Here is a 22,586-nt window from a genome sequence, read left to right on the forward strand (position 1 = left end):
TTTACTTTTCTAATACCACTTGCGCGGCAATGATGTTCCCCGAATGGGTGATGGAAACGAATCCTGTCCCATCAAACGGAGATTTGGTTATTTCAGGCTTCCGGTTCTCTCCGGGCAAAATTTCGATATCTTGGAAAGACAGCTTGCCGATGCCTGTGCCATAAGCCTTCGAGAAAGCTTCCTTAGCGGCATAGCGACCGGCCAAAAATTCCATTTGGCGTGATCCGCTCAGAGCCAGGAACAACTTCAGTTCCGCTTCGGTCAGAACCCGTTCCGCAAAATCCGAACGCCGATTGTAGGCTTTCGTGATGCGGTCCAGCTCGGTTACGTCCAATCCTATTCCATAAATCATTCCAATCACCGCCTATTCTGCATGCATTGTTCTCATTTTACCAAAAACAACATAAATTTTCACCATAAGAAAAACCTCTTCTCCAATTGGCCTACGCCAGGGGAAGAGGTTTTGATCACGAATTAGTCGTTGTTGCTGCGGATAGTGAAGCTATGGCTGCTTTTTTTAGGTGCGCCGGCACTGCCGCCGCCACGTTTGTCATCATAGCGTTTGCCGCCGGAGCGTGGTTTGCTGTCGCTTGAGCGATTTTTGTTGCCACTGCGTTCTCCGCTGCGTTCGCCGCTTCCGCGTCTTTCTGATGAACCGCGGTTACCTTTGTAGCCGCCGCCTGTGCTCTTACCTTTGTAACCACCGCCGCCTTTACCTTTTCTTGAAGGCAATGGGCGTTCTGGTGTGATCTTAACAGGAACATCAGTAGCATCTTTAGAAAGACTCTTCAAGAATGCTGCTACCAAATCTTCAGCTGTGTGCTCTTCAAGCAAACGAACAGCAGCACGTTGATATTTGTCTGTTTCTGTTTCTTTAACCAATGTTTCCACTTCATCCATAGCTGTTTTCACTTGGCCACGGAAAGCTTCTTCGTCACTTGGTGGTTGTAATGGAGTGATCGGTTTTTTGGTTAAGTTTTCGATTGTACGCAAGTAATCCATTTCGTTTGGTGTAACGAAAGTCACTGACATACCTTCTTTACCGGCACGACCAGTACGGCCGATACGGTGAACATAGCTTTCTGGATCTTGAGGGATATCGTAGTTGTACACGTGTGTAACACCTGTAACATCCAATCCACGAGCAGCAACGTCAGTCGCTACTAAGAAATCCAATTCGCCAGTCTTGAAAGCATTCAAAACACTCATACGTTTTTGTTGTGTCAAATCGCCATGGATTCCTTCTGCACGGTAACCGCGTAGTTCCAAACCTTTAGACAATTCATCAACACGACGTTTTGTACGGCCGAAAACGATAGCCAATTCCGGATTTTGAACATCGAACAAACGAGTCATTGTATCGAATTTTTCGAAATCTTTACATTTGACGAAATATTGATCAATTAAGTTAGCTGAAGCGTGAGATGCCTTAATTTTTACGTGTTCTGGAGCATGCATGAATTTAACACCGATTTTTTTGATCTGGTCAGGCATCGTTGCTGAGAACAACAATGTTTGACGCTCAGACGGTGTTTCACTAAGGATGCTTTCGATGTCTTCCAAGAAGCCCATGTTCAACATTTCATCTGCTTCATCCAAAACTAGCGTTTCAATATGATCCAAACGAATTGTTTTGCGTTTGATGTGGTCCAAAAGACGACCAGGTGTTCCAACAATAATTTGCGGTTTGTTTTTTAAAGCGCGAATTTGACGGCTGATATCTGCTCCACCATAAACAACTTGTACGGATACACGTTTGTCTTTGCCTAAGCGATAAAGCTCTTCTTGTGTTTGAATCGCTAATTCACGTGTTGGCGCGATAACAATCCCTTGGATAGCTTTGTTTTCTGTGTTGATTTTTTGCAACATCGGCAATCCAAAAGCAGCTGTTTTACCAGTACCTGTTTGTGCTTGGCCGATAACGTCTAGTCCTTTGAGCGCCAAAGGAATAGTTTCCGTTTGGATGGGTGTTGCTTCCTCGAAGCCCATTGTCTCAATCGACTGTAATAATACTGCATCTAAACCTAATTCTGAAAATTTCATGTTTCCTCCTAATTTTGAGAAACTAAAATTTAGAGAGTCTTTTCTTTTACCCGTATTTAAATACGGTTCATAATCTTATAAATAAAAGATAAACCTTTTTTACTTAATCCCTTGAATAGAAAGCTTGATAAATCAAACATTCTGCACTTCGCAGAAAAAACCCTCTTATTTCTCTATTCTTACCATCAGCAATAATAACACGTTCCGCAGAGTATTACAAATCATTTCCTCTTAAAATAATGAAATTTCTTACAAAAAAACCTTGTTGTAAGGATATTTCTAATGAAAATGACAAGTAGTTCTACAATTTACCGACAATCGACTCTTACGCTCCAAATTGGCTGAAAAGGGGATAACCTTGCTTATGCGACGACACGACCCATCCAAATCCTTTACATTTCCTATTATACACGCAAAGCTGCCACAACCGCCAATAAATCGGTGCCGAAACTGGATTTGATCAGCACTTGATCGGCTTGCTGAAGCTCTGCCTTCAGCTTATCGATCAATGGCGCCTTCTCCCCAACATAATGATAAAGTATTCCTTCCGGAAAGGCAGACTTTAAGTTTTCATAAAGAGCGGCCATTTCCGTTCCGTAAAGATAGACCTGATCGAAGTCTGCAGGGGAAATTTCAGCCGCCAAGGCAGCGTGCATTTCAGCAGAACGTTCACCCAATTCCCGGATATCCCCGAGCACCGCAATTTTCTTGCCCTCACGCGGCAGATGTGCGAATGAACGCAATACGGCCGTCATCGAAGTCGGGCTGGCATTGTAGGCATCGTTCAACAGTTGCGAGCCATTTACGCCATCCAACCACTGCGTGCGGTTGGCGGTCAGCTGAAAGGTCGCCAAGGCTTCCTTCACTTCGGCGACCGTCATGCCCAACACCTGTGCAGCTGCTAATGCGGCCAAGGCATTCCGGACATTGTAAACACCCAATACAGGGATCTCCAGATCGACATTCGGATCCAGATTCACATGGAAAGTTGTTCTGGTTTTACCGGGAACGATGGCAAAGGCATAGACCGTATCCGTTTCGTCCGTGCCGAAAGTCAGCTGACGGAAGTTGCTTCCCTGAGGCAGCTCTTCGGCGATCAACGGCTCATCACCAGGATAAATGAGCGTCCCTTCCGGCTTCAGCCCCTCCAAAATTTCCAACTTGGCTTTGGCGATGCCGCGGCGGCTCCCGAGGAACTCCAGATGGCTGTCCCCTATCAACGTGATGATAGCCACATCCGGTTTGGCCAATCGGCTCAACAAGCTGATTTCACCGAAGTTGCTCATGCCCATTTCAAGCACCAACACTTCAGTGTCTTCCGGCATATCCAGGATGGTCATCGGCATGCCGATTTCATTATTGTAATTGCCCTCCGTTTTGTGGACACGGAACCTCGAGGACAGGACGGCCGCCGTCATGTCTTTGGTGGTCGTTTTCCCGTTGCTGCCCGTGATCGCGACCACTTTTGGTTGGATCATATTCAGGTAGGCTTCCGCCAGTTTTTGCAAAGCCTCCAGCGTGTCATCAACGAGAATGACGGCAATATCTTCAGGCGCTTCCCCTGCTTCACGGCTCCATAAAGTTGCTGCCGCGCCGTTCTTGATTGCCGATTGGACATAATCATGACCATCCGTTTCCCCCTGCAAAGGCACAAACAAACTGTCGGGCGTTGCTTTGCGGGAGTCGAAGACAACAGCAGTTATTTCAGCGAAGCGATTAGCGGACGTATAGTCGATCGCTCCGACAGCTTTCACAACATCGATGATGCGTAATGGTTTCATATTTGGTTCCTCATTTCCAATTATTTCTCAGAAGCCCGATCTAAAAAAGGCCGTCCTTCCCTGGGTTCGCAGCAAGCATTCCATGCTTTTGGTGCTGCTGGCGATCAGGGAAATCACGGCCTTTCATTCATCATTCTACAAATTGATAAGATAGTTTTTCTTCATGGCGTTTTAAAGCCAATTGGATCAATTCTTCCACCAGATCACTGTACTTCAACCCAGTTTGTTCCCAAAGCAACGGATACATGCTGCGGGAAGTGAAGCCAGGCAAAGTATTGACTTCATTGATGTAGATTTCATTGTTTTTGGTCACAAAGAAATCACAACGGCTCAACCCGCTGCCGTCAAGCGCTCGGAAAGCGATCGTTGCATAATTCTGCAATTTGGCAGTGATTTCTTCCGGTAATTCAGCCGGAATCTGCAGCAGCACTTCTTCATTGCCGTACTTCTCTTCGTAGTCATAGAAATCTTTGGTTTTAACGATTTCACCGGGTACGGAGGTATGAACATCGTCATTACCCAATACCGCGATTTCGATTTCACGGGCTTCGATGCCTTGTTCAACGACCACGCGACGGTCATAGCGGAAAGCCGTTTCGATCGCTGCAGTCAACTCTTCAAGATTCGTAGCTTTAGAAATGCCGACGCTTGAGCCCATATTGGCTGGCTTGATGTACATCGGATAAATCAGGCTGCCTTCGCATTGGATAAAGATCTTCTCGCGGTCATTTTTCCAGTCGTTACGGGTAACGGCCACGTAAGGCACTTGCGGCAACCCTGCTTGTTGGAAAAGATGCTTGCTGACGATTTTGTCCATTCCGCTGGCGCTGGCAAGGACACCACAGCCGACATACGGCATATTAAGGACTTCAAAAAGCCCTTGCACCGTTCCATCTTCTCCGTTGGGGCCATGCAATACGGGGAAAATGACAGCATCCTCAGACTGGATGTCTGCAGGGGAAATAAGTTCGCCGTAGGATTTGCCATCTTGCGAATCAGCAAAACGCTTCTCGGAACCCGGCTCTAAATAAAGGTTCTCAGAGAATGCCACCGGTTCAGAAAGGGATTGCCCTTGAATCCATGCGCCTGCCTTGGTGATGTAGACGGGCACAACTTCATAATAGTTGAAATAAATCGCCTTTATGATTGAATGTGCTGTCAGGATCGAGATATCGTGCTCAGCGCTCTTTCCGCCGTAAATCAAATAAATTTTCATCGAGAAATCCTCCGAATTTTTTGATAACTACCTTAATCAAGAAACATTGTACCATATTTATTTTTTACCTAAAACGATTTTTGTGAAAAGTGGCTTGGCCGCCCTCTTGCTGGGGCCAAGATGGCTTATTCCGGCTCAATGGATACAGAAAAAGCCTAAGTTCCGGCTTAGGCTTTCAATCAAAGTCTATGTCAATTTTCCACTCATTGCGTTCCATGTCATAACAGATGGTGCCCACCGAATCCTTTTCGTTGAAACGGCCGCCGATGCTGGCGTAACGGTCTTCCGCGATGAACAAGGGGATGCAGTATGTATTTTCTTCGATGCTCATCTGCCTGAAGGAGATTACGGCCCCTTCTTTGAAGATCGGAATGAATTCCTTCACGCGTTCGATCGGGAATGGCGCAATTTCTTTGTCTTTCTGATAAAAGCGCTTCTTCTCATTCACTTTTTCCTTCAACTTGACGGTGATGGCTTCGGCGAACAGCTCATGGAATTGTTCCAGGTAGCGATAGTACATTTTTATGAAGCCATTCGGCAACGTGAGGTAGATGTAGTTGTTTTGTAATTTATAATAGAACGGTGAGTGCAGGTGCGTATGCGCATGGGCGATATACAGGATCTCGGATATTTCGATTGGGGTGAGGAGATGCAACATATCCACATTCACAAAATCAATCCATTTTCCCATAGCGGTTTGATTGTCCGTCCCTTTTTGGAAGAACGCTTTTACGTTTTCTTGGCCTTTGATCACCTGAAAACCGGTATGATTATCATATGTTCCAATACTTTTTCTTCCATCCACCAACAATAAGTTTTCCGGAAGCTTCCGGGCTAACTTTGTGTAATCCTTCACCGCTATCCCTTTGCTCAAAACATAATTGCTGACTGTTTCATAATGAACATATAACATATCTTCGCTCATGAATGTTCCCCCCCTTTCCGAAATATCCCTTATTATCATTCTACTACGTGCAAATCCGATTAAGGTATCAGTACCATGTTAATATTATTACAAATCCGTATCTTTTACAAAGATAATTTGCCTTTTTCCCCTATTTTTTTTCATAGCAACAAATTGAAAGGGTTTTCACATCAGAAACCGAACTTTATTTGTACAATTTGCATAAAATGTCCGAAAAAAGAAGCTATTTACATAGCTTCTAATCGTTTGATTCGGTTTGCCGTTGAAGGGTGGGTCGAAAACAAGCCATCATTTTCTGCTTCGCCCTCCTTCATCCGTTTGAAAGGATTCACAATATAGAGCGAGGCACTGGCTGCATTCGCTGCCTCCATCGGGTCGCTTGTCGCTATTTTGATTAAAGCGGATTTCAGTCCTTCCGGATTGCGTGTGAACTCAATCGCACTCGCATCAGCCAGATACTCCCGGTTGCGGGAGAGTGCCAAGCGGATGATGGTGGCCACAAAGGGCGAAAGAACCAGGATCAGCAAGGAAAGGATCAGCAATATGATGCCCGCCCCTCCGCTGTTATCGCTTCTGCGTCGGCGACCGCCACCCCAAAACATCATCCGGGTGCTGAACTGGGCCAAAAACGCGATCAGCCCCGCTATCGCCAAAGCGACAGTGGATAAGCGGATGTCATAGTTGCGGATATGCGCGAATTCGTGCGCCAAGACCCCAGTCAGCTCTTCCCGGTTCAGTTTCTTCAACAATCCCGTCGTCACGGCGACAGATGCTTTTTCCGGCGAATTTCCGGCCGCAAACGCATTCGGGCTTTCATCCTCGATGATGAAGATTCTCGGAAAAGGCAACCGTGTCACGATAGTCATTTCCTCGACGATATTCCAGAGCATCGGGTATTGCGCCTTATCCGTTATTTCCTTGGCATTGTTCAGGCTCATGACCACTTGTGTGGATTGTGCAACCATGATGACGACGTAGGCCAATCCGATGATCAAAGCAAGCGCAACACCGGACAAAGCGTTGTCCCAATTCAGATAGCCGATGGCCGCCCCCAATGCCGCAAACAGGAGAAAGAATAAGAATACGATCAGCACGGTGCGCCGTTTATTCTGCTCAATTTGTTGATGGAGCAAAGGTACTCACCAACTTTCCGTCTAAATCATATTTTCTCAGAACGATACTTTCGGTACATTTTTTTCTTCTTCCGGGGTAGCCAAAACGACTTCCGGACGGAAACCATGGACGTTTGCCACAACATTGCTCGGGAATGTCCCTAATTTGATGTTGTATTGCGTAACACTTGAATTGTACAATTGGCGGGCATAAGCGATCTTATTTTCAGTTGCGGACAATTCTTCCTGTAATGCCAAGAAATTTTGGTTCGCCTTCAGATCGGGATACGCTTCCGCCAAAGCAAAAACAGTCCGCAATTGGCTCGAAAGTTGATTGGACAGTTCCATCTTCTTGGCCGGATCTTCGGTTCCCATATCCGAAATCATGTTCCGCAAATTGATGACTTTTGTCAAAGTTTCCTGCTCATGTTTTGCATAGCCTTTGACTGTCTCAACGATGTTCGGTATCAGATCGTTCCTGCGTTTCAACTGGACATCGATCTGGCTCCAAGCTTCCGTTACCCACAATTTATTTTTCACAAGACTGTTATACAACGAGATCCATACTGCCCCGATGATCGCTGCCACTACAATGATTCCTATTATCCACTCCATTTTGCTCACAGCTCCTTTTCTCTCTCACCGACCTAACGGCTAACCTAGACAAATTTCCGTCTACACCTTTCATTATAGAAGAGTCTATTCATTTTGTAAAAAAATAGACTAACTGCCTCTTCGCCGAAAAGTGTTGGCTTATGTGATATTATGAAGGAAAGAAAATCAGATGAGGTGTAATTATGTATTTCATCCCGCAACACACTTTCAAAAATCTGCCCATCCTATTCAAAGCCGATCCGCTGTACAAAGACATCACCGCAGCCGAACTGCCTCGGGCCTATCTTGACCTGTTGGCGGAACAGAACGGCGGCTACCTGTTAAGTTCCCGCATCCAGACCAAAGAGCCGACATCGGATGGAATCGATTATGCAGCTGTCCATGCCATCCTGGGACTTCACGACGATCCCAAGAATAGCCTGTATGCCCAACAAGAAATTGCCCGTTCAGCGGGTCTGCCGGACTATTTTGTGCTTTTCAGCAGCAACGGCAACCAGCTATTTGCCTTCGATTATTCAAAACTGTCCCCGTCCGGCGAGCCGAGCATCCGGCACATCGACATCGAAACGGACAATTGGCAGACTGTCGCTGCCGATTTTGGTCAATTTCTGAACAACCTGACACCGGGACCGCTGACTGTTCCAGAGGAAATCCGGCTCACGCACACGGAAGGTGCGCACGCCTTTTTATTGGCCGATGCCGCGGAATTGCCTGAGCTGTTTCTGCATTTTGAGGATGACCCGGACAAACAATGGTATCTCCAATGGATAGCGCATTTTTCCGACCATCCCGATGCGGCCTGCCGGACAGTCGCTTGCGAAGCGCTGGAAACGCAGATCCTCTACTTCAGGAACGAATTGCCGGATACGGTCCACGTTGTGCTGGCGAACTTTCTTGCCGATGCTGACCCCACAATCCAAGCGCTGGCGAGAACGCTGGAAAAAGAACTCGCGGATGAGTGAATGCGTGCGGGTGCGCGCGGACAGTACCCACTCGTCCCGCTCGCCGGAGAAGGGCTCACAGAATCGGCACCAGCTCCGATGAGGAATCGCTCGCCGAAGCTGGTGCCGCGAAAATGCCGTCACTTCCGACGGGGAAGGGCTCGTCGGAGGTGGACCCGAAAAAGAAGTCGGAACTCCGGCGAAGCCTCCGTTCACCGGAGAAGTGATGTACTTTCGGTGAAGCGATCTTTCACCGGAGAAGACAGGGACCTTATAACAAAAGCTAAAAGCAGGGGGTTGCCGCAATGCGGCACTCTCCTGCTTTTGTTATTACTATTGTTCCTTCAGCCACCGTTGATAAAGGTTCTTCGTCTTGTGTCCTTTGCCGAGGATATCGAGCATCTCCGTTCTGCGTTTCTCTTGCGTAGCAGGTTGTTTGGCACTGTAGATGTAGCGGGCCCAATCCCGCTGATAGCCCGGCGTCAGTTCCGCATACAGCTTCGCGGCATCACGATGCTCCACTTCCAGATATCCCTGCAAATCCGGAATGAATTGCTCATAGTCGGCCACATTGCCGCTGCTTGCTTTGGTTGGCTTGCCTTTTCCTTTGACATCATTTTTCATCCCGACGAGCGTGAACGTATCATCCAGCTTGACCATCCTCGCAAATTTCAGGGTGCTGTCGCCGACATAACCGCTGCCGTCGTCCACGCCCAGGCTCGGAAAGATGGCATCGCGGTGCACCGAAGTGTCATAGGTCTTGTTCCCAATTTTCGGATAAGCGATATAAAGGTATCCTTCCGGATTCAGGCGCTCCGCTTTGATCGTATCCCATACGCGTTCATTCAGTTCCTCCAGCGTCAGGACGTAGGAAAAAATCAGATCGTATTTCCCGGAATCCAGATCCGTATCGTAGGCTTCCAGATCAGCAAAATCATCAGTCACAGCGCGCTCTTCCCCCAGAACGGCGCACTTTTGGAATTTTTCGAATCCCAGCCGCTTCGTGAGGGAAGTCGAAGACGGGAGCGGTTTGTCAGCAGCTTGTTCACCGTAAAGTTTGTGCGCATGAGCGATGTCTTCCCGGATCATCTCCTCCAGCACAGCCGTATCGATATCGGAAAGTTTATTGACGTACACGCAGCCCTTTCCGATTTTGTGTTTTCCGAGCTTCACAAGCAATTCTTCCCGTTTTTCCTCCGGTAGCATAAAATAAAACGTCAACGCCGTCTTGCGCGGCGAAAAGGCAGCCAGCGGGGCATCGCCTTCATGGCCGCTCGCGTACCGATAATGATATTTCCCGAATCCGATGATGCTCGGCCCCCACATTTTGGCTTTCTCTCCGGTCACTTCCGCAAACAACTTCAGCAGCGCATATGCATCCTCTTTCTTTTGCCGCTGCTGGATTTCCTCGATGAAATCCTGTACGGATACTTCCGTGGGTTTGGTCTTAGGTTCGTATGCCATCTCTCCGCTTCCCCTCTCGTTCCTTGTTAAAGCTATCATAGCAAACCCAACGACCACCCGCAAAATCCAAGCCTGGATAACAGCCGATACACGGGAAAGATACCGTTTCTCCGGGGAACAAAGGCTTCGCCGGAGTTCGGCCACATCTATAGACTTCAACTACGACGAGGCGGTGCTCATCGGAGCTGGGCCCATCAAATTACCGGCGTCCTCCGGGGAGCGGGCTCTCACCGGAGGACGCAACCACCAAGGGAAACCCAAAATAAAATGCAAACAAAAAAAGAGCCCTCCCGAAACCGGGAAAGCTCTCACGAAGATTATGCTTGTTCTTCGTTGTTTTTGAAACCATATTTTTTGTTGAAGCGGTCCACACGGCCATCGGCTTGCGTGAATTTTTGACGTCCAGTATAGAATGGGTGTGAATCAGAAGAAATTTCTACACGGATCATTGGGTAAGTGTTGCCATCTTCCCATTCAACTTTTTCGCTTGAACCTTTAGTTGAACCTGATAAAAATTTGAATCCTGTAGTTGTATCCATGAACACAACTGTTTGGTAATTTGGATGGATTTCTTGTTTCATGTCTCTTTCGCTCCTTTTTGCCCTGGATTATTTACTAAGCCAGAGTTGTCTTTTTGTAATAAAAGGTATACCGCAGGGTAATCCTTTTTAACGTTAAAAGGATACCACGCAAACCGCAAGAATGCAATGGTAAATTTAAATAATGCGTTTTTCTCCTGCAGCCCGTGCCGAGAAAGAAGCACCTTTCAATTATTTATCCAGAATGGCTGCAATCTCTTCTTCGGAAAGGCTGCTGTCGGCATTCAGATTCGTGAATTGACCTGGGCCATCGATCGTCACAAGCGCAGGCACTGTACGGACGCCCATTCTGTCGCGCAGACTTTGGATCGCAGGGTCTGTCGGTGTGTTCAGGCTGTCCAGATAATGGATCGTCAGGTTCTTTTCTTTGCGGACTTTGTCTAATTTAGGGACAAATTTCCGGCAATACGGGCAAACGGCTTTCCCAAGATAAACGACCGTTTTTTCGCCGGCAGCCAGTTTTTCTTCAAACTCTTCAGCCGTGATCTCTATAAATTCTTTTGTGTCTTCTTCGTAATTCCCTTTATTGAAAAACATTTTAAAACCTCCAGTTTTGCGATTTGATAGTCCCACTATACCGGGAAGCTTTAAAAAATGCTCATGATTTGCTCACTTGCCGTATGGCACGCTTCTATTTCATCAACGCAATCCGGGTCAGCAAAGCTTCATTATTTTCGGTCGTGTTCATTTGTTTCAGGAAGCTCTCAGTGTATTCCAAAGCATCTCCGCGCATGCCGCGGCGGACTTTGTAGATATTCTCCATCGTTTTTGCATCCAGCAGGAGGTCTTCTCTGCGGGTGCCCGATTTTTTGATGTCGATGGCCGGGAAGATGCGTCGTTCCGCCAATTCACGGGAAAGCACAAGCTCCATGTTCCCTGTTCCCTTGAATTCTTCGTAGATGACTTCATCCATCCGGCTGCCGGTGTCGACAAGCGCAGTTGCGATGATCGTCAGACTGCCGCCGTCCTCGATATTCCGGGCTGCACCAAAGAAACGTTTCGGACGATAAAAGGCTGCCGGATCGATACCGCCGCTTAAAGTACGGCCGCTTGGCGGTATGACCAAGTTATAGGCACGGGCCAAACGCGTCAGGCTGTCCATCAGGATGACCACATCACGCTTGTCTTCGACAAGGCGCATGGCTCTTTCCAGGACGAGTTCCGCCACCCGGACATGGTTTGCCGGTTGTTGGTCGAAAGTCGAGGAGACGACATCCCCCTTCACACTGCGTTCGATATCCGTCACTTCTTCCGGACGCTCATCGATGAGCAGCATGATCAGTTCGACATCGGGATGATTAGTGGTGATGCCGTTCGCGATTTCTTTCAGCAGGGTCGTTTTCCCTGCTTTCGGAGGCGCAACGATCATCCCACGTTGACCGAAGCCGATGGGCGAGAACAAATCGACCATCCGAGCGGTTACGTTTGTCCGGGTATTTTCCAATTTCATCTGATGGTTCGGATATATGGGCGTCAACCCAGGGAAATGCGAGCGTTCTTTGGCTTGATCAGGCCGTTTTCCGTTCACTGTGCTGACTTGCATCAGGCCGTAATAACGTTCGGATGCTTTCGGAGGTCGGGCTTTTCCGGCTACTTTGTCTCCATTGCGCAGATCGAAGCGTCTGATTTGCGATGTCGATATATAAATGTCTTCTTGGCTCGGCGAATAGTTGATCGGCCTTAAAAAACCGAAGCCTTCCTGAGCAACGATATCTAAAATGCCCTCTGTCATGAAGAACCCTTGTTTTTCCTCTTGGGCACGGATGACCGCCAAGGACAGCTCTTTTTTGTTCATTTGGCTGTAATAGGGAATCTTCAATTCTCTGGCATAGGTGTATATTTCTTTCAGCGTCTTACTTTCCAACTCATGCAAGGTAAGCATATCTTCCAAACAGCTCCACCTTCCTCTCTTATCATTCTGATGATGCTTGTTTCTGGCAAAGGCAATATACAAAATATTCAAAACACCTCCAAAGTCGGTTGCTGCTTTGAAGGTGTTCCTTATTATCGTGTTGCGCGAAGAAGTTTATTCTTCGTCTTCGATCATTTTGATGTCCGCACCCAAAGCAGTCAGTTTTTCGACGATATGATCATACCCGCGCAGGATATTCTCGATACCGGAAATTGTGGTTGTGCCTTCCGCCATCAATCCGGCGATGACAAGACAGGCTCCAGCACGCAGATCGCTGGCAGTAACTTCCGCACCGGTCAATTTGTTGGGGCCTTGCATGAAGATCATGTCACTTTCCACCTTGGCCTTCGCACCCATCCTGCGGAGTTCCGGGATATGGTTGACGCGCTTCGGATAGATTGTATCGATGATAGTGCCGTCACCACTCGCTTTCAACAAGAGCGGAGTCAGTGGTTGCTGAAGGTCCGTCGCAAAACCAGGATAAGGCAACGTCTTGATATGAACCATCTTCAGGTTTTCGGATTTTTTGACCAGGATGCTGTCCTCGCCGATTTCCATATCTACGCCCATTTCTTCCATTTTTGCGATAAGGCTTTCGATATGCTCGACGATCACATTTTTCACCAACACACGCTCGCCCATTGCAGCGGCAGCGGCCAAGTATGTCCCTGCTTCGATGCGATCAGGTATCACGGTGTGTCTGCAGCCATGCAAGCTTTCCACGCCTTCGATTCGGATGATATCCGTACCGGCTCCGCGGATTTTCGCTCCCATGTTATTCAACAAGATACAGACATCAATGATTTCCGGCTCTTTAGCCACATTTTCAATGATTGTCCGTCCTTTAGCTTTGACCGCCGCCAAGATGATGTTGATGGTCGCTCCGATCGAAACCACGTCAAGATAAATGCGGTCGCCTTTCAGCCCTTCTTCTGGTGTAGTCAGGTAGATGGCACCCATTTCATTGCGCACTGTCGCACCCAACGCCTCGAAACCTTTGATGTGCTGATCGATCGGTCTTGGGCCTAAGAAACAGCCACCAGGCAGCCCGATGACGCCTTCACCAAATTTCGAAAGGATGGCTCCCATGAAATAATACGACGCACGTAAGCTTTTGATTTTTCCGGTAGGCATCGGAATGGAAATCATGTTGGTTGGATCGATCGTGACGATGCCCTCATCCTCATCAAAAGACACTTCTACGTTGAAGTCCTCAAGGATATCAATAAGGGAGTGCACATCCTGAATGTTAGGGATGCCTTCCAAGATGACTGGGGAGTCCGCCAAAATGGCAGCCGGAATCAGCGCAACCGTACTGTTTTTCGCTCCGCTGATGGTGATTTCACCGTTCAACGGTTTATTCCCCTCTATAACTAATTTTTTCATAAAAAAGCCTCACTTCATGTGTAGTTGCCGAACGACAAATCGCCCGGAAATAAATGGAATCGTTCGCACGTTTTTCTTGCCACAAGAAAAACGGTGCTACGATACCTAAATAACATTATTTTTTAGTTTCATTTGATTGTCGGTTGATCACCTACAATTCTAACAAAAATACAGGGTCCATTACTAGTTTTTTTATGCAAACGTCTGCTTTCCGCTATATTTCTCAATTTGATACGGCCAAACAGCGCAATAAGATGACAACGGTCCTTATCTTATGGTCTTATGGTAACACAAACTCAGGAATATATGGAAAACGACGCGCCAGTGTATACATGCGTAGGGGAAAAATAAGTACAAAAAAGGAGATCTGGAACATAGGCCCCAGACCTCCTCAAAGATCGTTTGATTAAATTAAGCTTTGTTGCTTGAACCGAAAACTTGCATTCTTTCTTTAACGACAGCAACGATTGCTTCTTTACCAGGTCCGATAACTTTACGAGGATCGTAAACGTTAGCGTCTGTAGCTAATTTTTCTCTTACAGCAGCTGTAAAGACTTGTTGGCATTCAGTGTTCACGTTGATTTTTGAATGTCCGAACTCGATAGCTTTTTTGACTTGGTGTTCTGGAATTCCTGAACCACCGTGTAATACTAATGGTTTGTGAGTCAATTCAGAAATTTCTTTCATTTCGTCGAAACCAAGTACAGGTTCGCCAGAGTAAGGTCCGTGTACAGAACCTAAAGCAGCAGCCAATGCATCGATACCTGCCTCAGTTGTCATGCGTAAGCATTCAGCTGGGTTAGCGTATTGAATTCCGCCAGTGATTCCGTCTTCAGTTCCGCCGACAGTTCCAACTTCAGCTTCAACAGAAGCGCCTTTAGATTTAGCATATTCAACTACTAATTTAGTTTGAGCAATGTTTTCATCGATAGGGTAATGTGATTTGTCGATCATTACAGACGAGTAACCAGCATCGATAGCGGATTTGCAGCTTTCAAAGCTTGTACCGTGGTCAAGATGCAATGCTACAGGAACAGTGATGTCCATAGTTTCTAGTAAAGCATTAGTCATAGCTGCAACAACTAAATGTCCGCCCATGTATTTTGCTGCGCCTTCAGAAACACCCAAAATAACTGGAGATTTTTCTTCTTGTGCAGCTTGCAATACAGCTTGCGTCCATTCAAGGTTGTTGATATTGAATTGTCCTACGGCATACTTTCCTTCTAACGCTTTGTTTAACATATCTGTCATACTTACTAAACGACTCATTCTTGTTGCCTCCTTGGAATCCATTGGTCTATATTTCTTACAACACACCTATTTTAGCAGAAACTGAAAATATTTACTACCTTTTCAGTCAAACCTGCTCATTAAAATACAATATCAGTCAAATCGGGAGAGGAATGTCCCGCTTATTTGCCTGCGTTTTCCAAAGAAGCAGCGATAAAGCCGTCAAAGATCGGCTGCGGTCTGTTCGGGCGTGAGATGAACTCAGGATGGAACTGGGCAGCAATATAGAACGGATGGTTTTTCAATTCCACAATTTCCACCAAGCGTTGATCCGGGGATACGCCTGAGAAGACCATGCCTTTTTCAGCCAGGATTTCACGATAAGCGTTATTGAATTCATAACGATGGCGATGACGTTCTTGAACCATATCAGCATTGTTATAAAGTTTCTTAGCCAACGTACCTTCCTTCAACTCGCAAGGATACAGGCCTAAACGCAATGTGCCGCCCATCTCATCGATATTTTCTTGGTCAGGCATCAGATCGATGATGTTGTTTTTGCAATTCGGATTGGTTTCAGCTGAATCCGCGTCTTCCAAACCGACAACGTTACGGGCAAACTCGACACAGGCCAATTGCATACCCAGACAGATACCGAAGAACGGCACATTGTTTTCGCGTGCGTATTGGATGGCAGCGATTTTGCCTTCGATGCCTCGGTCTCCGAATCCACCTGGAACAAGGATTCCATCCGCAGTAGCCAAGTGCTCTTGCGCGTTCGCAGTAGTAACTTCTTCCGCATTGATCCATTGGATGTCGATTTCCGTATTGTGCGCATAACCGGCATGCTTCAATGCTTCAGCCACAGACAAGTAAGCATCCTGCAGTTCCACATATTTTCCGACTAAAGCGATTTTGGTAGTCTTTTCAAGACTTTGGACTTTTTCGACCAAGGCTTTCCAATCCGTCATATCGGCTGGAGGCAGATCGGATAGACCAAGATAATCGCAGACGATCTGATCCATATTTTGCTCCTGAAGCATCAAAGGAATTTCGTACAACGTCTCCACATCACGGGATTCGATGACCGCTTCAGGTTTCACATCACAGAAGGATGCCAATTTGTTTTTGATATGTTGTGGCAACGGCATTTCTGTACGCACAACCAAGATGTTCGGTTGGATACCCAGGCTGCGCAATTCTTTAACGCTGTGTTGTGTCGGCTTTGTCTTCAATTCGCCGGCAGCGCGCAAATAAGGGATCAAGGTCGTGTGGATGTACAGCACATTTTCAGCGCCGACTTCCATACGCATTTGACGCAAGGCTTCCAGGAATGGCAAGGATTCGATATCCCCAACGGTTCCGCCCACTTCGGTGATGACAATATCCGAATCAGTCGTTTCACCGGCACGCATAATTTTTTCTTTGATTTCATTCGTGATATGCGGGATAACTTGGACAGTAGCCCCTAGATAGTCCCCTTTGCGTTCTTTACGGATGACTTCGGAATAAACCTTCCCGGTAGTCACATTTGAATATTGATTCAGATTGATGTCTATGAAACGTTCATAGTGGCCTAAGTCCAAATCGGTTTCGGTGCCGTCATCAGTGACGAACACTTCCCCGTGTTGGTAAGGACTCATCGTTCCTGGATCCACATTGATGTAAGGGTCGAATTTTTGGATCGTGATCTTCAATCCACGGTTTTTAAGCAAACGTCCCAAAGACGCCGCAACGATACCTTTACCGATTGAAGATACTACCCCGCCTGTTACAAAAATATACTTAGTCATTTTTTTCTTCCCCCTGTTTTTAAATGTGCAAAATTATGTCCGAAGGATTCTCCAACGCTGCAATAAACAAAATAAAGCTCCCTGTTCTTAAGAACAGGGAGCCGTAGAAATTCAACGTATACTTTCCAAAAAGAAATACTTTTTGGGAGCCCAATGAAGATGATACCTCCAATTACATAAGGTGTCAAGAAAGAATTGGATACCGGGGGAATGATTACTCTTCTTCGCCCTTTTCTTCCGCAACGAACTCTTCTTCATCTTCGAACTCTTCTTCATCTTCAAGATCTTCCTCTTCGATGATCAAGGTCAAGTCTTCTTCGATGCCACTCGTGATGTCATCATCGTCATCCGTGATATCCACAGCGTCGACATCATCGACTTCATCCTCATCCACATCGATTTCTTCGTCTTCATCAGCAACGTCGATATCTTCCGGATCGTCATCATTATAATCGATCACATCATCATCATCTTCTGATGTAGCGAATGCATTCAGCTTCTTGCGTTTCTTGCGGCGGACTTTCACTTCATCCTCATCGATACTGGAAAGAATCTCTTCATCGATTGAATCAATTGGATACCATGAACGCAATCCCCAACGATTTTCTCCTAAAGAAATAAAGCTGCCATCAATGTTCAAGTCAGTGTAGAAACGTGTCATCTTACTTTCCAATTCTTCTTCCGACATTTCAAGATAGTCCTGTATCTGAACCAATAATTGGTTAAAGTCCAGTACGTCACCGTTTTCTTCGAAAATTGCGTGTGCAACTTCTATCATTGACAATTCGTTTTTGCTTGTACCATCTAATTGCTTCAATTTCAATGGTGTCACGTCCTTTCAAAAGTTTACTCTTAATCATACAATACTCAGGTGGTAAATTGCAATTCAATTCGATAATCTCCCAATTTTTGTTCGTTCATTTGGAGTTCGTAATGCAAGGTAACTTTTCCGGCAAACGGCTTTTCCTTGAATTCCAGCAACATCTCATGGGTGATCGTTTCGATTTCCATCAGTCCGGCCGGCGTCGGAAGCATAGCCATGCCTTTTCCTTCTGCATCGAAGGTCATGCGGCTCGTCTGTTCCATTCTGCGGATAATCGTCATTTTCCCTTCACGGGACAATTTGAAAGTGACCGGTACAGCTGTGTCGGCTTCGATATAGCGCAGATAGAGCCAGTTGCCCATTTCCACGATTTGACCCATTCCTTCATATAGGAAGCTTTCCTGCTCCCCTTCTTGCTTCACCAGCGTTTCCAATTGGAACTCGATGGGCATTCCTTCTTTTAAAGACAAGCTTTTCCACCTCATTGACCCTCGTGCTGAATCCTTGCGGCCGCACGTGTTTTTCAAGTACAGTATAGCGGTACAAATAAGCGCTGGTCAATCATTTACGGGCTGATTTTCCAAAATGCGAAGAAATCCTGCCTTTCGCTGCAATTCACACTCAAATCTTGCCTGAACTTTGCTATAATGGGAGCAGAAACAACCCCAAAGATAAGGAAGCGAATATGACAAACTATTTAAAAAACAACATTTATCATATCTACGATACTTCAAATACAGCATTCGGCGCCGACCCTCTCGCACACTTCGCGATGGGCGATGCTTTGATCCGCTTGGTAGGGAACGCTGAAGCTCCGGCTGCCTTGCATTTTTGGCCGATGGAAAAGCTGGTCATCCTGGGTATGATGGACACGCGCCTGCCCCATCTGGAGGACGGCTTGCGGTATTTACGGAGCGTTCCGACCGATATCGTCGTCCGCAATGCCGGCGGACTGGCCGTCGTAGCCGATGAGGGGATCCTGAATTTCTCTCTGGTGCTTCCCGAAACCGAAAATGCCAAACTCACCATCCATGACGGTTATGTCCTCATGAAGGAGCTGGTTGAGCAGGCTTTTTCAGATTCCGAACAGGTGATCGAAGCTTTCGAAATCAGCGACTCCTATTGTCCGGGCGACTTCGACCTGAGCATCAACGGCAAAAAATTCGCCGGCATCGCGCAGCGCCGTTTCAAAAACGGCGTGGCCATCATGATCTACATGAGCGTAAACGGCAATCAGCAGGAGCGCGGGGAAATGATCCGCCGCTTCTACGATGAGAGCCTGCAAGGCGAAGAGACCCGCTGGCATTTCCCGACCGTCGATCCCGGATCCATGGAAAACTTGGCGGAATTGCTGGACAAACCGTTGACGGTAGCCGATGTGAAAGAACGGATCTTGTCCGTCTTCAACCGCAACGGCAACACACTCCTGCCAGGGGAATACACGGAGCGTCTGATATCAGAGTATGAAACGGCTTATGCGAAAATGAAAAAACGCAATGAACAAGTCAATAAGGAACAGCAGTCCTAAAGGGAATGACAGAAAGAGGCGATGCGATTTGAGTACACACTATACCGCGGAATTATTGCCGAAAGAAAAAGTATTTCGTGACCCTGTCCATGACTACATCCATATCCAATACCGGATCATCATGGACCTGATCAATACACCTGAATTCCAGCGTTTGCGCCGGATCAAGCAATTAGGGACCTCTTCCTATACTTTCCATGGCGCTGAACACTCCCGCTTCAATCATTCTTTGGGAGTCTACGAAATCGCCCGCCGCATCTGCGATAAATTTGTCCGGAATTACCCCAGCAAAGAGCCTGGGGACGGCCTTTGGGATGATAGGGAGCGGCTCGTGACGCTTTGCGCCGCTTTACTGCATGACATCGGCCATGGACCGTTCTCGCATACCTTCGAAAAAATATTCGATACGGACCATGAAGCCATCACAATCGAGATCATTACCTCCCCTGATACCGAAATCAATCGGATCCTGCAGCAGATCGGTCCTGATTTTCCGAATCAAGTGGCCGCCGTCATCGCCAAAACCTACGATAATCCGCAAGTGGTGCAGCTGATTTCCAGCCAGATCGATGCGGACCGGATGGATTACCTGCTGCGCGACGCCTATTATTCCGGCGTCACTTACGGCAATTTTGACCTGACGAGGATCCTGCGAGTCATCCGGCCTTACGAGAACGGTATCGCCTTTGACATTTCCGGCATGCATGCGGTGGAGGATTATATCGTCAGCCGCTATCAGATGTATATGCAGATCTATTTCCATCCGGTTTCCCGCGGCATGGAGGTCGTTCTCAGCCATCTGCTGAAGCGCGCGAAGGATGTCTATTTGGATGAACAAGCCGAATTCCGCCATACCGCCACATTCCTGACGCCGTTCTTCAAGCAGACATGGACGCTGAAAGATTACTTGCGTTTGGATGACGGGGTCCTGACTACCTACTTCAACCATTGGCTTGATGAAAAGGATCCGATTCTGAACGATCTGGCCCATCGCTTCGTCAACCGCCACCCTTTCAAATCGGTCCGCTACACAAAAGGACGCGATGATGCTACACTGGAACGCATGAGTGCACTCGTTGAGCGCATGGGCTTCAACAGAAATTACTACACCGCAGTAAACAACAGTTATGACCTGCCGTATGATCTTTACCGGCCGCATCAGGCCACGACCCGGACCCAGATTGAGCTTGTCCAGAAAAATGGCAGTTTCCTGGAGCTTTCGCAAGCAAGTTCGATTGTTTCAGCTTTGACGGGCAAGGTCCGCGGGGATGAGCGTTTCTACTTCCCGCGTGAAATTACCCATGGCGACGAGGAAGCGGGCATCAATCTGTTCGAGTCCCTTTCGCAGGAATTTTCAGCTTTTTTCGAGAATGACGAAATTTTACCAACCCAACAAACAGGAGGCACACTATGAGCATCAAATTAATCGCCATCGACATCGACGGCACCTTGGTGGACAAGGAATTCAAAATCACCCCGGAAGTCAAGGCAGCCATCACGGAAGCGCGTGAACAAGGCGTCAAAATCGTGCTCTGCACCGGCAGACCGTTCCCTGGCGTCAAACGCTACATCAAAGAATTGGATTTGGATCAGGATGAAGATTACGTCATCACCTACAACGGCTCTTTGGTTCTGTCTACCGCAACAAATGAAGTGCTTGTTTCGCACACGTTGGATTACAGCGACTTCGTCAGAATCAACGAATTGGCCGATAAGTTCAACGTGCATACGCACGGGATCGACAATGAAGCCATCTATACCGCAAACAAAGACATCAGCATCTTCACGACACGCGAGTCTTTCATTACGACGATGCCGATCCGCTATCGCTCGTTGGCTGAATTGCCGGAAGATAAACTGTTCACGAAAATCATGTTCATCGACCAGCCAGAGTTGTTGGATATCTTGATTCCAGCGATTCCAGCGCAGTTCCATGAAGACTATGTGATTGTCCGCAGCGAACCGCATTTCCTGGAAGTGCTGAACAAAGACGCTGGTAAAGCCAGCGCTTTGGCCGAATTGGCTGCATTATTGAATATCGACGCGGAAAACATCATGGCCATCGGCGACAACGAGAACGACCTGAGCATGATCGAATACGCAGGCGTCGGCGTAGCGATGGGCAATGCCGTCGACAAAGTGAAGGAAGCCGCGGATTTCATCACCAAATCAAACGCTGAAAGCGGCGTAGCCCACGCAATCAGAACTTACTTGAATAAATAAACCGGAAAAAGGTATGCATGGGGCTGTCTCATTGAGACAGCCCCATTATTTTAATCAAGCGTGAAGCAGGTGCATGATATGGATAATCATTCTGCGGGGTTCGGAAAAACCCTCTTAAGGATAAGGAAAAACAAACATTATTCCCAACAGTACATGGCGGAAAATAAGATCCACCAGTCGACCTATTCCAAGATGGAAAGGGATCTGATCGAGCCGACGCTGGGAAACTATCGGCATCTTTTGAGCAGGCTGGACATGTCCGATGAAGAACTCCAGTACATCATGAATGATTACAATCATTCCGAAAAGGAACAGCTGCTGACGGCTTTCATGAATCTCTCTTTCAACGATGTCGCATTGTTGGAGGAGCTTCGCGAAAAAGCCCGGAACTATCTGAAAGCACATGCCGATTATATCATCGCTGACATCATCCATCTGACGGATGCGCTGATCATTATGGCAAAAACCGGAGACGTTGTGGGCGCCCGTAAAGAAGTACGGCCTGTATGGGAAAGGCTCGAGAAGCTTGATGGCTGGTATCTGGTCGAATTAAGGATGATCAATGCGATGCTGTTTCTGTTCCCTATCGACGAAGCCATCCTGATTTCCGGGACCGCATTGGCGCAGATACAAAAATACGCCGGTCATCCCTCCGCAAGCAAAATCGCCGTCTCCTTACGCTACAACCTGTGCTTGTTGCTGTTGAAGAACGGGCGTTACACAGAGACGATCACCCGCATCAATGAACTGATCCCAGCTGCAAAGGAAGCAGGCTCCTACCGGCATCTATGTGTCTGCTACCTCAGGAAAGGCTTCGCCTTAGCGAAGACAGGCAATCTCGAAGGCCAGCTGCTGATCGACCAGGCCTTCCGCTTGATCGAAGCAGCGGACGACCAGGCCTTCAAAGCCAATCTCGAAAATGAATACAACCTTCTGGAAGAGGCGGCCTCTAGTTGAGGTCGTCTTTTTGCATACATGAGATACCTAATTATGCT

General features: G+C 47.3%; 21 protein-coding genes. 5 read left to right on the forward strand and 16 right to left on the reverse strand.

Going from position 1 to position 22,586, the window contains the following annotated elements; translation table 11 throughout:
* Position 1: 1 nt before the first annotated feature.
* From acpS to ACKPBX_RS06310, 7 genes are all read right to left on the reverse strand, one after another.
* Positions 2-352: a holo-ACP synthase gene (acpS, locus tag ACKPBX_RS06280; RefSeq protein WP_319996327.1), complete on the reverse strand. Its 351-nt coding sequence runs from the start codon at positions 350-352 to the stop codon at positions 2-4.
* 122 nt (positions 353-474) lie between these two features.
* Positions 475-2,043 (reverse strand): degradosome RNA helicase CshA, encoded by a 1,569-nt coding sequence (locus ACKPBX_RS06285; RefSeq protein ID WP_086628968.1) that lies wholly within the window; start codon positions 2,041-2,043, stop codon positions 475-477.
* Between the two features lie 404 nt (positions 2,044-2,447).
* Entirely contained in the window at positions 2,448-3,824 is a 1,377-nt protein-coding gene (locus ACKPBX_RS06290) for a UDP-N-acetylmuramoyl-tripeptide--D-alanyl-D-alanine ligase (protein ID WP_319996328.1), read from the reverse strand.
* Between the two features lie 130 nt (positions 3,825-3,954).
* Positions 3,955-5,040: a D-alanine--D-alanine ligase gene (locus ACKPBX_RS06295; RefSeq protein ID WP_319996329.1), complete on the reverse strand. Its 1,086-nt coding sequence runs from the start codon at positions 5,038-5,040 to the stop codon at positions 3,955-3,957.
* A 175-nt stretch (positions 5,041-5,215) separates the two neighbouring features.
* Positions 5,216-5,965: a hypothetical protein gene (locus ACKPBX_RS06300; protein ID WP_086628971.1), complete on the reverse strand. Its 750-nt coding sequence runs from the start codon at positions 5,963-5,965 to the stop codon at positions 5,216-5,218.
* A 227-nt stretch (positions 5,966-6,192) separates the two neighbouring features.
* A complete protein-coding gene (htpX, locus tag ACKPBX_RS06305; protein ID WP_086628972.1) occupies positions 6,193-7,098 on the reverse strand; it encodes a zinc metalloprotease HtpX in 906 nt (301 codons plus the stop codon).
* A 36-nt stretch (positions 7,099-7,134) separates the two neighbouring features.
* Entirely contained in the window at positions 7,135-7,692 is a 558-nt protein-coding gene (locus ACKPBX_RS06310) for a LemA family protein (RefSeq protein ID WP_086628973.1), read from the reverse strand.
* A gap of 182 nt (positions 7,693-7,874) precedes the next feature.
* Here ACKPBX_RS06310 and ACKPBX_RS06315 point away from each other — a divergent pair, with 182 nt between their 5' ends.
* Positions 7,875-8,654 (forward strand): SMI1/KNR4 family protein, encoded by a 780-nt coding sequence (locus ACKPBX_RS06315; RefSeq protein WP_319996330.1) that lies wholly within the window; start codon positions 7,875-7,877, stop codon positions 8,652-8,654.
* Positions 8,655-8,966: 312 nt separating this feature from the next.
* Here ACKPBX_RS06315 and ACKPBX_RS06320 read toward each other — a convergent pair whose 3' ends face one another.
* The 9 genes from ACKPBX_RS06320 to ACKPBX_RS06360 form a co-directional block, all read right to left on the reverse strand.
* Positions 8,967-10,097: a DUF1801 domain-containing protein gene (locus tag ACKPBX_RS06320; RefSeq protein WP_319996331.1), complete on the reverse strand. Its 1,131-nt coding sequence runs from the start codon at positions 10,095-10,097 to the stop codon at positions 8,967-8,969.
* 317 nt (positions 10,098-10,414) lie between these two features.
* Complete coding sequence (locus ACKPBX_RS06325) at positions 10,415-10,678, reverse strand: type B 50S ribosomal protein L31 (RefSeq protein WP_086628975.1); 264 nt, start codon at positions 10,676-10,678, stop codon at positions 10,415-10,417.
* 189 nt (positions 10,679-10,867) lie between these two features.
* Positions 10,868-11,233: a DUF6568 family protein gene (gene traF / locus ACKPBX_RS06330; RefSeq protein WP_086628976.1), complete on the reverse strand. Its 366-nt coding sequence runs from the start codon at positions 11,231-11,233 to the stop codon at positions 10,868-10,870.
* Positions 11,234-11,327: 94 nt separating this feature from the next.
* Positions 11,328-12,587, reverse strand: a complete 1,260-nt coding sequence (gene rho / locus ACKPBX_RS06335) for a transcription termination factor Rho (protein WP_086628977.1) — start codon at positions 12,585-12,587, stop codon at positions 11,328-11,330.
* 135 nt (positions 12,588-12,722) lie between these two features.
* A complete protein-coding gene (locus ACKPBX_RS06340) occupies positions 12,723-13,994 on the reverse strand; it encodes a UDP-N-acetylglucosamine 1-carboxyvinyltransferase (protein ID WP_086628978.1) in 1,272 nt (423 codons plus the stop codon).
* Positions 13,995-14,405: 411 nt separating this feature from the next.
* Positions 14,406-15,263 carry a class II fructose-1,6-bisphosphate aldolase gene (gene fba / locus ACKPBX_RS06345; protein WP_086628979.1) on the reverse strand — a complete coding sequence of 286 codons (858 nt, stop codon included), beginning with the start codon at positions 15,261-15,263 and terminating at the stop codon, positions 14,406-14,408.
* Positions 15,264-15,406: 143 nt separating this feature from the next.
* Positions 15,407-17,017: a CTP synthase gene (locus tag ACKPBX_RS06350; RefSeq protein ID WP_086628980.1), complete on the reverse strand. Its 1,611-nt coding sequence runs from the start codon at positions 17,015-17,017 to the stop codon at positions 15,407-15,409.
* A gap of 214 nt (positions 17,018-17,231) precedes the next feature.
* Complete coding sequence (gene rpoE / locus ACKPBX_RS06355) at positions 17,232-17,840, reverse strand: DNA-directed RNA polymerase subunit delta (protein WP_086628981.1); 609 nt, start codon at positions 17,838-17,840, stop codon at positions 17,232-17,234.
* Between the two features lie 44 nt (positions 17,841-17,884).
* Complete coding sequence (locus tag ACKPBX_RS06360) at positions 17,885-18,310, reverse strand: YwiB family protein (protein ID WP_160117035.1); 426 nt, start codon at positions 18,308-18,310, stop codon at positions 17,885-17,887.
* Between the two features lie 215 nt (positions 18,311-18,525).
* Here ACKPBX_RS06360 and ACKPBX_RS06365 point away from each other — a divergent pair, with 215 nt between their 5' ends.
* The 4 genes from ACKPBX_RS06365 (at position 18,526) to ACKPBX_RS06380 (ending at position 22,548) form a co-directional block, all read left to right on the forward strand.
* Entirely contained in the window at positions 18,526-19,368 is an 843-nt protein-coding gene (locus tag ACKPBX_RS06365) for a lipoate--protein ligase family protein (protein ID WP_319996332.1), read from the forward strand.
* Between the two features lie 28 nt (positions 19,369-19,396).
* Positions 19,397-20,782 (forward strand): HD domain-containing protein, encoded by a 1,386-nt coding sequence (locus tag ACKPBX_RS06370; RefSeq protein ID WP_233436809.1) that lies wholly within the window; start codon positions 19,397-19,399, stop codon positions 20,780-20,782.
* Entirely contained in the window at positions 20,779-21,591 is an 813-nt protein-coding gene (gene yidA / locus ACKPBX_RS06375) for a sugar-phosphatase (RefSeq protein WP_086628985.1), read from the forward strand. The genes ACKPBX_RS06370 and yidA overlap by 4 nt, the downstream gene beginning before the upstream one ends.
* Positions 21,592-21,669: 78 nt before the next feature.
* Complete coding sequence (locus ACKPBX_RS06380) at positions 21,670-22,548, forward strand: helix-turn-helix domain-containing protein (RefSeq protein WP_319996333.1); 879 nt, start codon at positions 21,670-21,672, stop codon at positions 22,546-22,548.
* Positions 22,549-22,586: the final 38 nt, after the last annotated feature.

This window comes from Trichococcus shcherbakoviae (assembly GCF_963666195.1).
Classification (GTDB): domain Bacteria; phylum Bacillota; class Bacilli; order Lactobacillales; family Aerococcaceae; genus Trichococcus; species Trichococcus shcherbakoviae.

Excerpts from the sequence above, each read along its gene's own strand:
- acpS (WP_319996327.1), bottom strand. The coding sequence starts at position 352 with ATGATTTATGGAATAGGATTGGACGTAACCGAGCTGGACCGCATCACG.
- ACKPBX_RS06285 (WP_086628968.1), bottom strand. The coding sequence starts at position 2,043 with ATGAAATTTTCAGAATTAGGTTTAGATGCAGTATTATTACAGTCGATT.
- ACKPBX_RS06290 (WP_319996328.1), bottom strand. The coding sequence starts at position 3,824 with ATGAAACCATTACGCATCATCGATGTTGTGAAAGCTGTCGGAGCGATC.
- ACKPBX_RS06295 (WP_319996329.1), bottom strand. The coding sequence starts at position 5,040 with ATGAAAATTTATTTGATTTACGGCGGAAAGAGCGCTGAGCACGATATC.
- ACKPBX_RS06300 (WP_086628971.1), bottom strand. The coding sequence starts at position 5,965 with ATGAGCGAAGATATGTTATATGTTCATTATGAAACAGTCAGCAATTAT.
- ACKPBX_RS06310 (WP_086628973.1), bottom strand. The coding sequence starts at position 7,692 with ATGGAGTGGATAATAGGAATCATTGTAGTGGCAGCGATCATCGGGGCA.
- ACKPBX_RS06315 (WP_319996330.1), top strand. The coding sequence starts at position 7,875 with ATGTATTTCATCCCGCAACACACTTTCAAAAATCTGCCCATCCTATTC.
- ACKPBX_RS06320 (WP_319996331.1), bottom strand. The coding sequence starts at position 10,097 with ATGGCATACGAACCTAAGACCAAACCCACGGAAGTATCCGTACAGGAT.
- ACKPBX_RS06325 (WP_086628975.1), bottom strand. The coding sequence starts at position 10,678 with ATGAAACAAGAAATCCATCCAAATTACCAAACAGTTGTGTTCATGGAT.
- traF (WP_086628976.1), bottom strand. The coding sequence starts at position 11,233 with ATGTTTTTCAATAAAGGGAATTACGAAGAAGACACAAAAGAATTTATA.
- ACKPBX_RS06340 (WP_086628978.1), bottom strand. The coding sequence starts at position 13,994 with ATGAAAAAATTAGTTATAGAGGGGAATAAACCGTTGAACGGTGAAATC.
- fba (WP_086628979.1), bottom strand. The coding sequence starts at position 15,263 with ATGAGTCGTTTAGTAAGTATGACAGATATGTTAAACAAAGCGTTAGAA.
- ACKPBX_RS06350 (WP_086628980.1), bottom strand. The coding sequence starts at position 17,017 with ATGACTAAGTATATTTTTGTAACAGGCGGGGTAGTATCTTCAATCGGT.
- ACKPBX_RS06365 (WP_319996332.1), top strand. The coding sequence starts at position 18,526 with ATGACAAACTATTTAAAAAACAACATTTATCATATCTACGATACTTCA.
- yidA (WP_086628985.1), top strand. The coding sequence starts at position 20,779 with ATGAGCATCAAATTAATCGCCATCGACATCGACGGCACCTTGGTGGAC.
- ACKPBX_RS06380 (WP_319996333.1), top strand. The coding sequence starts at position 21,670 with ATGGATAATCATTCTGCGGGGTTCGGAAAAACCCTCTTAAGGATAAGG.